This is a genomic window from Pseudomonas sp. Irchel s3b6, assembly GCF_900187415.1.
GTDB lineage: Bacteria > Pseudomonadota > Gammaproteobacteria > Pseudomonadales > Pseudomonadaceae > Aquipseudomonas.
Map to the genome: position 1 here is coordinate 44,779 of NZ_FYDM01000011.1, position 15,451 is coordinate 60,229.

Genomic DNA, 15,451 nt, shown 5'->3' on the forward strand with positions numbered 1-15,451 from the left:
GCCATCACGCGGGCCGGACCCTAGAAATAAGCCGTCAGCTCCCGCCAGGGCAGGGTATTGGCGGACACAGAGCGGACTTCTGCGGCCAGCCTTGTCCCGTTGTCGGCTGTGATCGATGTCACGCGTGCCGGGTTGGCGGTGACGCGGCCAGGCGTGCTAACGTTCTGCGACATAATCGGTTACAAAAATAAGAACTGAACCTGATCCGGAACCTGTCGTCCATGCCAATCAAAGTCATCGATCCCCACTACGAACTGGCGCTGGTTTCACCTTTTTTGCTGCAGACCCTGGCCGAGGTGGCGGGGGAAAAAGGTATCGACCCCCAGAGCCTGTGCCGTGGCCTGGGTTTCAGCCTCGATGACTTGCAGGATCCCGCGCAGCGCATTTCCTATCGTCAGGCCGTGGCGATGATTCAGCGCGCGCTCAGGGTGATTCCCAATCAGGGTCTTGGGCTCTGGGTGGGCAGCCAGAATGTGTTGGGTACCCTGGGGTTGCTGGGGCATGTGCTGTCGTTGTGCAAGACCTTGCGCGATGCGTTCGAACTGGGCATGCGTCATCAGCACACCTCGGGTGGGATTGTGGTGTCGAGTGTCCGGGAAGTGGCCGGCCAGGTGTTTGTCGACGCTGAATGTCGCCTGCCGTTTGCCGATGTGCAGAGGTTTGCCGTCGAAGAGTTTTTTGCCAGCCTGCTGGTGTACGGCCGTGCATTGGTCGGCGGCGATTTCGACTGTGTACGGGTGGAGTTCATGCACGCGGCCCCCGAGTACGTGGCCGAGTATCACCGCCTGGTAGGACCTGACGTGCGCTTTGGCTGCCTGCACAATCGCCTGGTGCTGGAGGCCCGCTGGCTCGATGTGCGGTTGCCCAATCACCATTCGCTGGCGTTACGCCAGGCGGTCACGCTGCTGGAGTTGGAAGGCGCCCAGATTCATCAGAAAGTCGACCTGATCCAGGCCGTGGAGCGGGCCATTGCGCGCGATCTGGCCCAGGGCAGCCATCTCGAGAAAATTGCCGGCGACCTGAACATGAGCGGCCGTACCTTGCGCCGTCGCCTGACCGAACATGCCCTGACCTTTGAAGCCTTGCTCGAGCAAGTGCGCCAGGCACGGACCATGAGCCTGCTGGCCAACCCCGAGATGTCCATCGAGCGTATCACCGAGGAAGTCGGTTACAGCGACGTGCGCAGCTTTCGCCGAGCCTTCCGGCGCTGGACCGGGCAGAGCCCGAGTGCGTATCGGGGCGAGAGCCATTGCAACGAGTGATACCCCGGCACCTTGCTGGGGGCCGGGGTTGGCGAATCAAGGGTTCAGGCGAGGGGCTTCAAACCCAGTTGGTAGGGTTCACAGTCCCGGCTGGCGAAGCTTCGGTAGCGGCCGAACAACCGGAACAGATAGATCGAGCCAATGTTCAGGTAGCCCAGGCGGTAGCAGGATTTCAACGAGTCGAAGTTGCCTGATTCAACGTACGAGACCAGCCCTTGATACCCTTGCTCCAGGTAGTGCTTGAGCGCAAGGTTCATGCCGATCGCGTGCAGGCGCTGGCCGCGATAGTCGTGATGGGTAAAGCCCTTGTACATGTACACGAAGGACGAGCTGAAATGCAGGAGCAGTTCCGGTGGGTCGATAGGCGTAGGTTGTCGCGAGTACCAGCCGTAGGAGGCCAGTCTCTCTCCATCGAAGATGCCAAAACACTGGTCGCCCCTGGCCATGGCTTGATCGATGAAGTGTCCGGGCAGCTCGTTCACGGGATCGAGGGCGTAGTGGCGTAGCATCTGTTCGCTGAGAAACATCGGCGTGAAGTGTGGCGGGTAGTCGAGGAACCTGGGGTCGACTTTTTTCAGGGTCAAACCGCGCAGGATCTTGAACAGGGTGAAGATGTTGATCAGTTTCAACAGCATCTGGAGCAGGGTGTTGAACAAACCGTTCTGGCGAATTTTCGTCTGGCTTTTCTGAAGCAGTTCCTGCACGACCATGCCCATGCCCTCCCGAGAGGATGCGGATGTCGATTAAGGGAAGGCGGTGATAACCAACTGCCACCTCCTTGTGTGTTGTTCCAGGATGTTAGCAAAGGAATTGATCCGGCGACCCGCGCCAGTGGCGGGAAACGACCCCGATCGCCCATCGATAGCGGCCAATGGCTAATCAACCGGCAGCTATCTTGTTGAGCCATAAGTGATTCATTTCACCGGGGCCGATGAAATTTATTTTTTCGAAGAGCACCACCGCTCATCGACTCGGTGCACACGTGGGCGCCGCGCTCGTTGACCCCCGTACTGCGGTTTTCCAGGGGCAGAGTCCGGCAACAGCACAGTTCGCCCGTGCACCGCTGTTATACCGTTCAACCGACACAAACCCCGATGTGCCGGGTAAACTGCGCAGCTTTCCAGAGGAGTTCTCATGACTTACTACCAGCCGGGCATTCTTGCCACCCCTGTTCCGCCTCAGGCACGTCATCTGTTTTTTGCACTCGAATCCGCCGAGGCTCTGCCGGCGGTACTCGAGAAACTGATGCAACAGGTGGACGGTACGTCGGCGGTGGTCGGTTTTGGCAAGTCGCTGGTCAATGCCCTGGGGGCGAAAGTGGCAGGGCTGCGGCCATTTCCGGCGATGATCGGTGTGGGCGTTGATAACCCTTCGACCCAGCACGCGCTGTGGCTTTGGTTGCACGGTGAAGACCGTGGCGAACTGCTCAACCGCAGCCACGCGTTCGAAGCAGCACTGGCTCCGGCGCTGCGCCTGGTGCAGATGAACGAAGCATTCCGCCACATGGACGGCCACGACCTGACCGGCTACGAAGACGGCACTGAAAACCCCCATGACGAAGCGGCCGTTGCCGCCGCGCTGGTGGCCGAAGGCGACGACGGCATGGTCGGTGGCAGCTTTGCCGCGATCCAGCAGTGGCAACATGACCTGAGCGGCTTCCATGGGCTGGCGTCCCATGAGCAGGACAACATCATGGGTCGTCGCAAGAGCGACAACGAAGAGCTAGACGACGCGCCGGTTTGCGCCCACGTCAAACGCACCGCGCAGGAAAGTTTCAGCCCCGAGGCCTTCATCGTGCGCCGTTCGATGCCGTGGATCGAAGGTGATCGCGCGGGCCTGATGTTCCTGGCCTTCGGTCATTCCTTCAATGCCTTCGAAGCCCAGCTGCGCCGCATGAGCGGCCTGGAAGACGGCATCACGGACGCCCTGTACCGCATCAGCCGGCCGATCACCGGCGGTTACTACTGGTGCCCGCCGCTCAAGGACGGGCATCTGGATCTGCGCGCCCTGAACATCGGTTAAGCGCTGGGCATCGGGGCAGGGAGAGGTTTATGAGGGTGGTACGCTGGGCAATGATCGGCTGCGGCAGCGTTGCCGAGCGCAAGAGTGGCCCGGCGTTCTACAAGGCGCCGGGTTCGGCGCTGGTGGCGGTGATGGGGCGCCGGCATGACGCGGTGCGCGATTATGCCGCGCGCCATGGCATCGAGCGGGTGTACACCGACGCTCAGGCACTGATTGCCGACCCCGAAGTGGATGCGGTGTATATCGCCACGCCCCCTGACAGCCACCACGCCTACAGCCTCATGGTGGCAGCGGCCGGCAAGCATTGCTGTGTCGAAAAGCCCATGGCGTTGAACCTCCGGCAAAGCCAGGCGATGCAACAGGCCTTTGCCGACGCGGGCCTGCACCTGTTCGTGTCCTACTACCGGCGTTCGCTTCCGCGTTTTCAGCAGGTGCGTCAATGGTTGCAGGACGGACGTATTGGCGAGGTTCGGCACCTGACCTGGACCCTGACCAAGGCGCCTTCGCCAGCGGACCGGGACGGCAGCGCCAACTGGCGCACCGACCCGCGGATTGCCGGTGGCGGTTATTTCGTCGACCTGGCCAGCCACGGCCTCGACCTGTTCCAGTACCTGCTGGGCGACATTGTCGAGGTCGCCGGGTTCACCGCGCGGCAGGCCGGGTTGTACGCCGCCGAGGATGCCGTGACCGCCAGCTGGCGCTTTGCCTCGGGTGCCACCGGCATGGGCTGCTGGAACTTCGTCGCCGACCGTCGTGAAGACCGTGTCGAGCTGATCGGCAGCCTGGGTCGCATCAGCTTCTCGGTGTTTGATGAGCACCCGGTGCAATTGCACGGCGAACACCCCCAGAGTCTGCACATTGCCCACCACGAACACATCCAGTGGCATCACGTGCTCGGCATGAATGCGCACATTCGCGGCGAATCGCAGCACGCTGCGACCGCGGACCAGGCGTTGAAAACCGACTGGGTGATGGACCGCATCCTCAAGCGCGACAGTCTCTGAACCGCAGTCTCCGAGCGTAGGCGGCACACACAGACTCACACAGCTACCACGGTCACCCGTTGCAGACCGCACGCCTGCTCAGCATCAACCGCAACATCGTGCGCGCTCATCTGGAGAGGCTCGGCGAGCTGAACAAGCCCGTCACGGTGGAGGATTAGCCGGATTTTTCGTCCTGGGGTACCGAAAGGTCCGGGCGATTATTGAAGAGGGTACCTGTCAACTCTGACAGTAGACGAGTCCTGCCGTTTGGAGTTTCCATTAAGACGCTTGTAGCACTTGCTCCAACGATGGATAGCAGTGCCCCCACGAGCGGGTGGCTTTGCAAGGATGAGTGTCTATCTGTTCCTGTCTCTATGGCGTTGATGCCATGTCGTGGTCATGCAGTGGAACCGTATTGGAAGACATTTCACTAAACGCCGGGTTGGCTCGTCCCTCTGTGGCCAGCTGCTCCGGGTCAGGTGGTTCGCCGCGCCATGCTCAATGAGCAGGCTGCCCGCGGTCATGAAGCGCTTGGCTGACCAACGAGGCTTGCGTCATGGATACGTCTGTCGGTGTGCGTCGTTTGCTGTGGATCATGTGTCTGGTGGCGCTCGGCGTGATCATCGCGCTGGTGGTTTTTTCCAGCGCATCCGAATCATCTCCCGTTGCGCTTCAGTCATGCACGGCGCCCGCTTATGAGAAGGGCACGGTCTATCAACCGGGACAGCAGGTTCAGCATAAAGACCAGCAATTCGAGTGCTGGAGAGACGAGGACGGGCCGCCTTTGGGGACAGGCAGTTGGGCGTGGTGCCAACTGCCCGCCTATGAGCCTTTGCTTCCGGGTGGGCCCTGGAAGGACGCCTGGAAGGAACTCGGCGAATGCGGTGGTTTCGAAGGCAATCGCCTGACCCTGAGCTTCGCCACCCTGAGTGGCAAGGCGCCCCTGAAACCGGCGGTACCCGGTGTGGCGCGGGCCGATGAGGTGGTCACCGGAATCTTGCGTTGCAACGCCGAAGAAATTCCGATCAGCGCCAAGGCCAGTGAAACGATCCATTTCGATAATTTGAAAGCCTGCGATTATCAATTGGTGATGAATGTCGCTGACGGTTTCATTCCGCTGAATACGCCACGCATCGTTTCCTTCAAGCAAGCAGAGGGTGACGAGCAAACGGTGACAGTGAAGTACCGGCCACCGGTGGAGGTCGGCAAGCTCAGCGGCTTGCCAGGGATCAAGATCGAGTTGTTTGCCCAGGGGGTGATCCAGCCTCGGCAAATGGCCATGGGCAAGAACGTGCTGTATGTCGGCTCCAGCGCCATTCCGTCGTACGTCTATGACGGCAAGATTGCCGACATGATTTATGCGTTGCCACTGGATGGGGCGGGTAAACCGACGGCCATCCATGTGATTGCCAGCGGCCTGGAAGAACCCCATGGCGTGGCCTGGCGCGACGGTGACCTGTATTACTCGACCACAGGCGGGCTGTATCGCTTGCGCGATGCCGATAACCACTACAAGGACCCCAAGCCGGAACGGGTCTTCAACTTCCCGGCCGACGACACGCTGTTTCCCTTGCCGCCCCTGGCCTCCGGCTCCAACACCCGCATCTGGCACATGAAACACCCCTTGCGCTTCAATCCGCTGGATCTGTCGGACAAATGGCTGTACACGGCGGTCGGCACTCCCTGCAACCTGTGCATGATCCCCGCCGATCAGCGCTACGGGACACTGTTGCGTTACTCCCTGGAAACCGGTGAATCACAAATCCTGGCCAAGGGCGTGCGCAATTCGGTGGGTTTTGACTGGAACCCGCAGAACGGCAGCCTCTGGTTCAGCGACAACAATCGCCAGGGGTTTCCCAACCCTGATGAGGTCAACTGGATCAGCGGCCCCGGCTTGCATTTCGGCGTGCCTTACCTGTTTGGCAAGGGCACACCCGGCTTCACCCAGGAGGAGTACCAGAACCCGGGGGTGATCCAGCCGCCACTGGTGCCTGGCGCCATTGTCTCCGACAAGGCTCCGGCCCAGGTCAGTCCGGCGGACTATGTGCCCGCCGCCTTTGAGCTGGGGACCAACACCGCGCCGCTCGGGGTCAAGTTCTGGAAGGGTTATCCGGCTGCCAATGGTACCCAGCGCCTGCTGGTGGCCGTACACGGTGCCGGCTCAGCCGCAAGCCCTGGAATGGATGTGCAGATGCTGACGATCCAGGGCGGTACGCGGGTGGTCAATCAGATCCCGCTGATCAATGGGTTTGTGCAGGACCCTGATCGTTTTGATGTGTATTGCCTGGATAATTCCTGCATTGGCCGGCCCGCAGAGTTTCTCGAGTTGGCGGATGGCAGCCTGCTGATCAGCGACGACGTTGCCGGGGTGATTTATCGCGTGCGCTACGATGCCAGCGAGTTGCTGCCCACGCAGTTGGCGTTGCGGCCCATGCTGCCGCCGCCGGGGTTTGAAAAAGAAATGATCAGCGGCTACCTGACATCCCCCGATGGCAATCGCCGGCTGGTTCAGCTGTCATGGAACCCCGAGGACAACGCGGCCGGGATAGTCCTCAACGGGCTGCCCTACGGCGACTATCAGCTCAGGCTCAATGATGTAAAAGACTGGATTCCCCAGGTTCGCAACACGGCCTTCACCCTGTCTGAAACCAACAAAAGTAAGACCATCAATCTGAGTTACCGCGAACGGCCAATAAAGATCGAGGTCAAGGTGACGATCAAGGCCCCGAGCAAACCTACGTCGGTGACCGATGCGCAGTGGCATATCAGCCTGGTCAACGAGGCACAGAGTGGCGCCGAGCCCCAGGTGATCCAGGTGCCCTGGGGCGCCAGCACCACGCAGATCCTGGACTACGGCAAGTACAAGGTCATCTACCCGTTTTATTCGAAGGCCAAGCCTGAGCCTGAGTTGGAGCAGGTGGTGATTGATGAGTCCAGTGAGGACGGTCAATTACCAGCGGTCTCATACCGCGCTGTCGAGAACCTTGGGGCGACGGTGCTGGCCCAGTCCTGTACCAAATGTCACGCGGTCGAGTACTTCGACAGCTTGCGCATGGCCCTGGCCTGGAGCGTGGCGGGGCAGGATGCGCTGGTCAAACAGATCAAGAGCATGCCAGTGTCCGGGCATTGCGACACCACCTGTGCCACCGAAATCAGCAAGCACCTGTACAACGTCGTGTGGAAACCTTATCTGGATCCGTCCGAATCCCATGGGGTGCGGCAACTGCGCTTGCTGACCCCGGATGAATATGCCGCCAGTGTCAGGGATATCCTAGCGGTCGAGATCAATCCAGAGAAACTACCGGCCGACAAGTCTGAGAAAGACTTCAAGTACCCGGGTGAGGCGGACAAGGGCATTCTGCAGGCAGAGGACGTCAAGCAGTTTTACGATATGGCGCTGTGGGTGGCAGACAAGGTTCCGCCGTCGCGGTTGAGCGTCCTGGCGCAATCGAAGGCTGGATCCGACCTGGTGACGTCGTTGGGCTACCAACTGTTCCGTCGTCCTGTCAGCGATAGCGAGCGGTTGCGCTACCAGGCGTTGTTCGATGAACAGGGTGCCCCGGCACTGATCGCCGCGCTGCTGTTGTCGCCTCATTTCCTCTATCGCTCGGAGTTGGGGTTGGCGACGGCAGAGGGGGGCAGTGTGTTCAAGCTGACACCGTTCGAGTTGGCGACTGCGCTGTCCTATGGATTCCTGGGCACCACCCCGGACGCTGAACTGTTGGCCAAGGCCCAGCGCAATGAGCTGCAGACCCCACAACAAATCTCGGCAGAGATCGAGCGCATGATGCGCACGGACAAGGGGGTCGAGCAGTTCAACCGGTTTGTCAGCTACTACGCCAAGACCATTCGCGGCGTCCAGGAAAAGCCGGGGTTGAGCGCGCAAACGATTCAACTCATGGCGCAGGAGCAGTACCTGTTGAGTCGCAACCTGATCTTGAACGCAGGGACTTTCGAGGAGTTGTTCAACCCACGCTACACCTACCTCAACCAGGTCCTGGCCGCGCATTACGGGATCGGCGGAGTCTCTGGCAGTACCATGCAAAAGGTCGCGGTCGACGAGAAACGCGGAGGGTTGCTGCACCTGGGGCTGACTCAGGCCGCTACTTCGGACTACCAGAGCACCTCGTTGGTCAAGCGCGGCATCATGATTCGCGAGCAGATGTTTTGCCGTGAGTTCGGCGCCCCGGTGGAGGCGGATCCTACTGAGCCGGTTTATCCACCTCGAGCCATCACCACCCGGGAACATTGGGACCTGGTGAACGGCGAACAGGCCTCGGGCGGACGCTGCTGGCAATGCCTCCAATACATGAATGACACCGGGTCCTCGATGGAGCATTACGATGCGGCCGGACGCTATCGCGTCGAGGATAAGGCCCACAACTTCAACCAGTACCCACAGATGTTGCCGATCAAGGCTTCCGGTCCCTTCATCATGGCGACCGGCACCGAGCCGATCAATGATGTTCGCGATATTGCCAAAATCATTCCGCGCAACCCGGCATCGCAGTTCTGCATGGCCGACAGTTATTTCCGGTTTGTCTTCGGTAATAAATCCGATGTGTCGACGTCAGGGACCGTCAAGGCGGTTGCCGACGGGTTGAACACCTCAGGCTCCCTGGTCGAGATGTTGAAAACCTTAGGCACGTCCAAAGCGTTCACCTACAAGACCGAGAGGAACTGAGCATGGGCATTCTGAAAAGTCGTCGGCGTTTCCTGGCGGGCCTGGCTGCGGCGAGTGTCTATGGTCCGTTGACTCAATTCGGCCTGGCGCGCATGGCGTTGGCGGGGCAAGCCGAAGAATCCAGGTTGAAGGTGGTGTTCGTAGTCGTGCCCGACGGCCTGGCGGTGGATTCCTTTCAGGGCGGTAATTTTGGTGACGGCCGCGGGTTGTGGCACCCCACGGCACAGGGCATGGACACCACGGCCTTCACCTTGAATGAAGTCAGTGCAGAGCTGGCGGCCTATCGCAGTCAATCGCTGTACCTGCGCGGGATAATTCTCGGGCTAGGAAATGCGGGTCATAACGCCTGGAATTGGGTATTGCGCGACAGTCATTCTAACCATTCGTCCATCGACATCCTGTTGGGGCAGGCGCTGCCGGGCACTGAACCGTCTCACCGCAGTCTGTTTGCCGGCCCGCATGCGGGTATCGACGCTTTCCCTTGGTTCGTGTCGTTTCAGGGCGGAGCGATTCGTACACCTCATCGCGATCCGGTGCTGATGGCTGAGGCGCTATTCAAGGATCCTGTCCGGCTGTCCTCGGGTCCGCAGCCCAGGAGCCGTGGGTTACTGGAAACTGCCCTGGCGGATATCCAGGAAATCAAGGGCAAGCTGTCCGGTGCCGAGCGGCAAAAGCTCGATGTCCATCTGGACTCAGTGGAGCAGGTGATCAAGGATCTGGATATGACACAGCCTCCGGTGGGCGAATGCAAGCCAGTGACCCTGGAGCCCCTGGACTTCCGGTCGGCGCGGGACCGCACGCGTGTCCAGGCCAACCATCATCAGGTGGTAGCCACCGCCTTGAGTTGCGGGATCACCCGGGTCGCGACAATTCAGATCGGGCGTTCGGCGGAGTCGCTGAACATTATCGACGTTACACCTTCCAGCAATCCCCATGAGTGTGCCCATCGAAGCTCCGGCGAGGCATTCTGGAAGGGCACACGGCAATGGTATGTCCGCCAGGTCAAACTGTTCATGGACGAACTGGCCCGTTATCAGGACCCCCATGTACCCGGTGACAGCCTGCTCGACCATACCCTGGTGGTGCTGACCAGCGAGATGGCTGACGGCGCACCTGAACATACGATTGACATGCCTTTGGTGCTGATGGGTGGCGCGAGTGGATTACTGAAAAGTGGAGAGGGCGCCGGGCGCTATTTCAATATCACCGGGCAGGCTGATCATAAGCATCATGCGGGGAACCCGGTCATTGGTCGGGACTTCGTCGATATGCAGCGGATCTGGGCAACCCTTGCCAAAGCCGCCGGAACCAGTGTGCCCTATGGCGGCAATATCGAGCCGGTCACCGGGATTTTCAACAATGTGTGAATGAGCGTCCGACGGTTTTGAGCGTGAGTCAGACAGCCTGATAAGGCCTACGGGCGGCCATGAATCAAGGTTTTTGATTCGAGAAAAATGCCTGTCAGGCCTGTGCTTGAGCGCTTGCCAAACATTTGTAATGGTCGTGAAACATTTGGATACATGTTGATTCTGTTGTCCGTGTAGGACTTTTGTATATTTCGTAACGCTTACGTAAACGTAAACATGAAAGCAAGTGTGTCAGCAGCGCCATAACCAATAAAAACAATCAAGGTTAGAGGGCTCCACATGTCACCAGAGTTTGTGTTGGAAACACGCGGCCTGACCAAGGAGTTTCGTGGCTTTACCGCCGTGGATTCGGTTGATCTGCGTGTGCAGAAGGGACACATCCACGCATTGATCGGACCTAACGGCGCCGGCAAAACGACGGTTTTCAATCTGCTCACCAAGTTTCTCCCCCCCACCCGAGGTGAAATCCTCTACCTGGGCAAGCCCATCACCCACCTCAAACCCAACGAGATTGCCGGCCTGGGGCTGGTGCGTTCATTCCAGATCTCGGCGGTGTTCGGCCACATGAGCGTGATGGAAAACGTGCGCGTGGCGCTGCAGCGCAAGCAGGGCGACTCTTTCCATTTCTGGAAGTCCGAGCGCAGTCTCGACGCACTCAACGAACGGGCCATGCAGATGCTGGATCAGGTGGGCCTGCTCGACTATGCCCACACCCAGACCATCGAACTGCCCTACGGCCGTAAACGTGCACTGGAGCTGGCCACCACCCTGGCACTGGACCCTGGCGTGCTGCTGCTCGACGAACCGACCCAGGGCATGGGGCACGAGGACGTGAACATGGTCATTGAGCTGGTACGCCGCGCGGCAGTGGGGCGCACGGTGCTGATGGTGGAGCACAACCTCAGTGTGGTCAGTGAGCTGTCCGACCGCATTACCGTGCTGGCCCGTGGTGCGATTCTCGCCGAAGGTGACTACGCCAGCGTTTCCGCCAACCCGCAGGTGCGCGAAGCCTACCTGGGCAGCGAAGCCGCCATGCTCGAGGAAGCACACTCATGAGCAGCCTGCAGACCCCGGAATTCGAACAACTGCGTATCGCAGACCTGCATGCCTTCTACGGCGAGTCCCACATCCTGCATGGCATCGACCTGCAAGTACGGCGCGGCGAACTGGTTACGCTACTGGGACGCAACGGTTCAGGACGCTCCACGACGCTGCGCGCAATCATGAATATGGTGGGGCGCCGGACCGGTTCCATCGTAGTCAACGGCAACGAGACCATCGGCCTTTCCGCGCACCTGATCCCGCGCCTGGGCGTCGGCTATTGCCCGGAAGAGCGGGGCATTTTCGCCAGCCTCAACGTCGAGGAAAACCTGCTGCTGCCGCCAACGGTACGCAGTAACGGCATGAGTCTCGATGAGATCTACGAGATGTTCCCCAACCTGTATGAGCGCCGTTTCAGCCAGGGCACGCGCCTGTCTGGCGGCGAGCAGCAGATGCTGGCCATGGCGCGGATCCTGCGTACCGGCGCCAATCTGTTACTGCTGGACGAGATCACCGAGGGCCTGGCGCCGGTGATCGTGCAGAAGCTCGCCGAGGTGTTGATCAAGCTCAAGCACAAGGGCCTGACCATCGTTCTGGTGGAGCAGAATTTCCGTTTCGCCGCGCCCTTGGCCGACCGTCATTACCTGATGGAACACGGTCAGATCGTGGAGCAAATCAGCGCCGCCGAGCTGGGCGCCAAGCAGGAACTGCTGCACAGCTGTCTCGGCGTCTGAACCCCGTTTTACCCCGCGCACTACGCACGTCGCCGTGGCCCAGAGCCCGACGGCACGGGGCCGCTTTGCCTGGAACAATAAAAATAAACTCGGACAGTGGGTGAACTACATGAAGGTTTTTCAGCACACAGCAAGCGCCATCCTCGTCTCCAGCCTGATCGCCAGCGCGGCCCAGGCCGAGATCAGTAACGACGAAATCCGTATCGGTTACCTGGCGGACATGTCGGGGACCTACCGCGACCTGTCCGGCCCCGGTGGCCTGGAAGCGTTGAACATGGCCATCGAAGATTTCGGCGGCCAGGTCAATGGCAAGAAGATTGTCGTGTTCAGCGCCGATGACCTGAACAAGCCGGATGTCGGCGCCAACACCGTGCGCCAGTGGGTCGATGAGCGCAATGTCGACATGGTCACCGGCATGGTGGCGTCCTCGGTGGTGCTGGCGGCGAGCAAGGTGGTGGAGCAGTCCGGGAAACTGGCGCTGATTTCCGGCGCAGCGGCCTCCAGCCTGACCAATGAGTACTGCTCGCCCAACCACATTCACTGGACCTACGACTCTTACGCCCTGGCCAACGGCACCGCCAAGTCGGTGCTCGCCGACGGCGGCAAGAACTGGTTCATCCTCACCGCCGACTATGCCTTCGGTCACGCGATGGAAACGGACATCAGCAAGGTCGTCGAAGCGGATGGCGGCAAGGTGGTCGGCAAGGTTCGGCACCCGTTCCCGAGCAGTGACTTCTCCTCCTACATCTTGCAGGCCCAGGGCTCGGGGGCGGATGTGATCGCTTTCGCCAATGCCGGTGCCGACACCGTCAACTCGTTGATGACCGCCAGCCAGTTCGGGGTGGCCCAGTCCGGGCAGAAACTGGCCGGCATGGTGGTGTTTCTCAACGACATCCATGCCATGGGGCTGGGCGTGACCCAGGGGTTGATGCTGACCACGGGGTGGTACTGGGACATGAATGACGAGAGCCGTGCCTGGGCCCAGCGCTACCACCAGCGTTTCGGCAAGATGCCGGGCATGGTGCCGGCGGGTATCTATTCGGCCACCATGAACTACCTCAATGCGGTCAAGGCCACGGGCAGCGACGAGGCGCAGGCCGTGCGCACGCAGATGATGGCGACGCCGGTCAATGACATGTTCGCCAAGAACGGCAAGGTCCGCGCCGATGGCCGCATGGTCCATGACATGTACCTGGTCCAGGTCAAGACCCCGGCCGAATCCAAGGGCGAGTGGGACCTGTACAAGATTGTACGCACCATCCCCGGGGACGAGGCTTACCGCCCGGTGTCCGAAAGCAAGTGCAAGCTGCTGACCAAAAGCTGATCGATGCGTGACTGAAGTTATTTGCCCGGCTGCTGGCAGCCGGGCGTCACGGACTTTTGCGAGTGGTAATTCATGACTCTGATATTCGGTATTCCTCTGAGCGTACTGTCCGGGCAGTTGCTCCTGGGGCTGATCAACGGTGCGTTCTATGCCTTGCTCAGCCTGGGCCTGGCGATCATTTTCGGCCTGTTGCGGATCATCAACTTCGCCCACGGCGCCCAGTACATGCTCGGCGCCTTCACCGCAGTGCTCGGGCTCAACTACCTGGGCGTCAACTATTGGGTGGCGCTGGTGCTGGCGCCGTTGCTGGTGGGCGTGATCGGCGTGTTGATCGAGCGCTTCCTGCTGCGGCGCATCGCCGGTGAGGATCACCTGTATGGCCTGCTGCTGACTTTCGGCCTGGCGCTGATCGTCGAAGGCTCGTTCGTCAAACTGTTCGGCGTGTCCGGATCCCCCTATCCGATGCCGGAGCAACTCAAGGGCGGCTACAACCTCGGCTTCATGTTCCTGCCGACGTACCGCGCCTGGGTCATCGTGGCCGCGCTGGCGGTGTGCCTGGTCACCTGGTTCATGATCGAGCGCACCCGCCTGGGTTCCTATCTGCGCGCCGGTACCGAGAATCCGAAGCTGATGCAGGCCTTCGGCATCAACGTGCCGTTGCTCATCACCCTGACCTATGGCTATGGCGCCGCCCTGGCGGCCTTTGCCGGTGTGCTGGCCGCGCCGATCTATTCGGTCACGCCGACCATGGGCGCCAACCTGCTGATCGTGGTGTTCGCCGTGGTGGTGATCGGTGGCATGGGGTCGATCATGGGGGCCATTGTCACCGGCCTGGCCATGGGCCTGATCGAAGGGCTGACCAAGGTCTTTTATCCAGAAGCGGCCAATACCGTGGTGTTCCTGGTCATGGTGCTCGTGCTGCTGGTACGTCCCGTGGGACTGTTCGGAAAGGAGGCATGAAGATGACAAGTCTGGAAATCAAGCAGGGTGTTGTGCACTTGCAACCGCAAGTGGTGCAGGAGCGACGGCAGGCAGCCGTTCGGCGCAAGCGCTGGTTCTATCTGGCGCTGTTCGCCGTCGCGCTGGTGGCACCCATGGCGGTGTACCCGGTGTTCCTGATGAAGTTGCTGTGTTTTGCCCTGTTCGCCTGTGCCTTCAACCTGCTGCTGGGCTACGCCGGACTGCTGTCCTTTGGTCATGCCGCGTTTCTCGCGACCGGTGGCTATGTCACCGGGTTCCTGCTCAGCCACTACAGTGGCCTGGGGACTGAACTGGGGATTCTCGCCGGGACCCTGACCTCGGCGGTTCTGGGGCTGTTGTTCGGTCTGTTGGCGATCCGTCGCCAGGGCATCTACTTCGCGATGATCACCCTGGCGCTGGCACAACTGGTGTTCTTCATCTTTGTACAGGCGCCGTTCACCGGTGGTGAGAACGGCCTGCACGGCGTGCCGCGCGGCCAGTTGTTCGGGGTGTTCGACCTGAGCAACAACCTGACGATGTACTACTTCGTGCTGGCGGTGTTCGTGTTCGGTTACGCCGTCATCCAGCGCACCATTCATTCGCCCTACGGCCAGGTACTCAAGGCGATCCGCGAGAACGAGCCACGGGCGATTTCCCTGGGTTACAACGTCGATGCCCACAAGCTGCTGGCGTTCGTGATTTCGGCGGCGCTGACCGGCCTTGCCGGTTCGACCAAGACCGTGGTGTTCCAGTTGGCGTCGTTGACGGACGCGCACTGGCACATGTCCGGCGAGGTGATTCTGATGACCCTGCTCGGGGGCGTCGGCACGGTCCTTGGCCCGCTGGTGGGCGCCACCGTGGTGGTCACCCTGCAAAGCTACTTGTCCAACGGACCGTTGGGGGAGTGGGTGCATGTGATCCTGGGGATGATCTTCGTCATCTGCGTGCTGTTGTTCCGGGTCGGCATCGTCGGCTGGGTACTCAAGCTCAGTCGCCGCAATTTCTAGGGCCTGATTCGATTCCACCGTCGTTGTGAACCGCGCAGATCCAGGTTTGCGCCGGGCGGTGGCGTCT

11 protein-coding genes are annotated in these 15,451 nt (G+C 60.5%); 10 read left to right on the top strand and 1 reads right to left on the bottom strand.

Annotated elements, in window-relative coordinates; all coding sequences use genetic code 11:
* Positions 1–221: 221 nt before the first annotated feature.
* The gene (locus CKW07_RS18065; RefSeq protein WP_095146359.1) at positions 222–1,262 is read left to right on the top strand and encodes an AraC family transcriptional regulator; all 1,041 of its coding nucleotides are present in this window, start codon (positions 222–224) and stop codon (positions 1,260–1,262) included.
* Between the two features lie 44 nt (positions 1,263–1,306).
* Here the strand turns inward: CKW07_RS18065 and CKW07_RS18070 are convergent, their stop codons facing one another.
* Entirely contained in the window at positions 1,307–1,972 is a 666-nt protein-coding gene (locus CKW07_RS18070) for a GNAT family N-acetyltransferase (protein ID WP_095146360.1), read from the bottom strand.
* 424 nt (positions 1,973–2,396) lie between these two features.
* Between CKW07_RS18070 and CKW07_RS18075 the strand changes: the two genes are divergently transcribed.
* From CKW07_RS18075 to CKW07_RS18115, 9 genes are all read left to right on the top strand, one after another.
* Positions 2,397–3,284, top strand: coding sequence for a Dyp-type peroxidase (locus CKW07_RS18075; protein ID WP_095146361.1), 888 nt, complete (start codon positions 2,397–2,399; stop codon positions 3,282–3,284).
* Between the two features lie 29 nt (positions 3,285–3,313).
* Positions 3,314–4,288: a Gfo/Idh/MocA family protein gene (locus CKW07_RS18080; protein WP_095146362.1), complete on the top strand. Its 975-nt coding sequence runs from the start codon at positions 3,314–3,316 to the stop codon at positions 4,286–4,288.
* A 535-nt stretch (positions 4,289–4,823) separates the two neighbouring features.
* On the top strand, positions 4,824–8,951 hold the full coding sequence (locus CKW07_RS18085; protein ID WP_095146363.1) for a DUF1592 domain-containing protein: 4,128 nt from the start codon (positions 4,824–4,826) through the stop codon (positions 8,949–8,951).
* Between the two features lie 2 nt (positions 8,952–8,953).
* Positions 8,954–10,318 (top strand): DUF1552 domain-containing protein, encoded by a 1,365-nt coding sequence (locus CKW07_RS18090; protein WP_095146364.1) that lies wholly within the window; start codon positions 8,954–8,956, stop codon positions 10,316–10,318.
* Between the two features lie 279 nt (positions 10,319–10,597).
* Positions 10,598–11,374: an ABC transporter ATP-binding protein gene (locus CKW07_RS18095; RefSeq protein ID WP_095146365.1), complete on the top strand. Its 777-nt coding sequence runs from the start codon at positions 10,598–10,600 to the stop codon at positions 11,372–11,374.
* Positions 11,371–12,093, top strand: a complete 723-nt coding sequence (locus CKW07_RS18100) for an ABC transporter ATP-binding protein (RefSeq protein ID WP_095146366.1) — start codon at positions 11,371–11,373, stop codon at positions 12,091–12,093. Before CKW07_RS18095 ends, CKW07_RS18100 begins: the two co-directional genes overlap by 4 nt.
* 109 nt (positions 12,094–12,202) lie before the next feature.
* A complete protein-coding gene (locus CKW07_RS18105; RefSeq protein WP_095146367.1) occupies positions 12,203–13,417 on the top strand; it encodes an ABC transporter substrate-binding protein in 1,215 nt (404 codons plus the stop codon).
* Positions 13,418–13,489: 72 nt separating this feature from the next.
* Positions 13,490–14,377: a branched-chain amino acid ABC transporter permease gene (locus tag CKW07_RS18110; protein ID WP_095146368.1), complete on the top strand. Its 888-nt coding sequence runs from the start codon at positions 13,490–13,492 to the stop codon at positions 14,375–14,377.
* Between the two features lie 2 nt (positions 14,378–14,379).
* Entirely contained in the window at positions 14,380–15,384 is a 1,005-nt protein-coding gene (locus tag CKW07_RS18115; RefSeq protein ID WP_095146369.1) for a branched-chain amino acid ABC transporter permease, read from the top strand.
* Positions 15,385–15,451 lie beyond the last annotated feature (67 nt).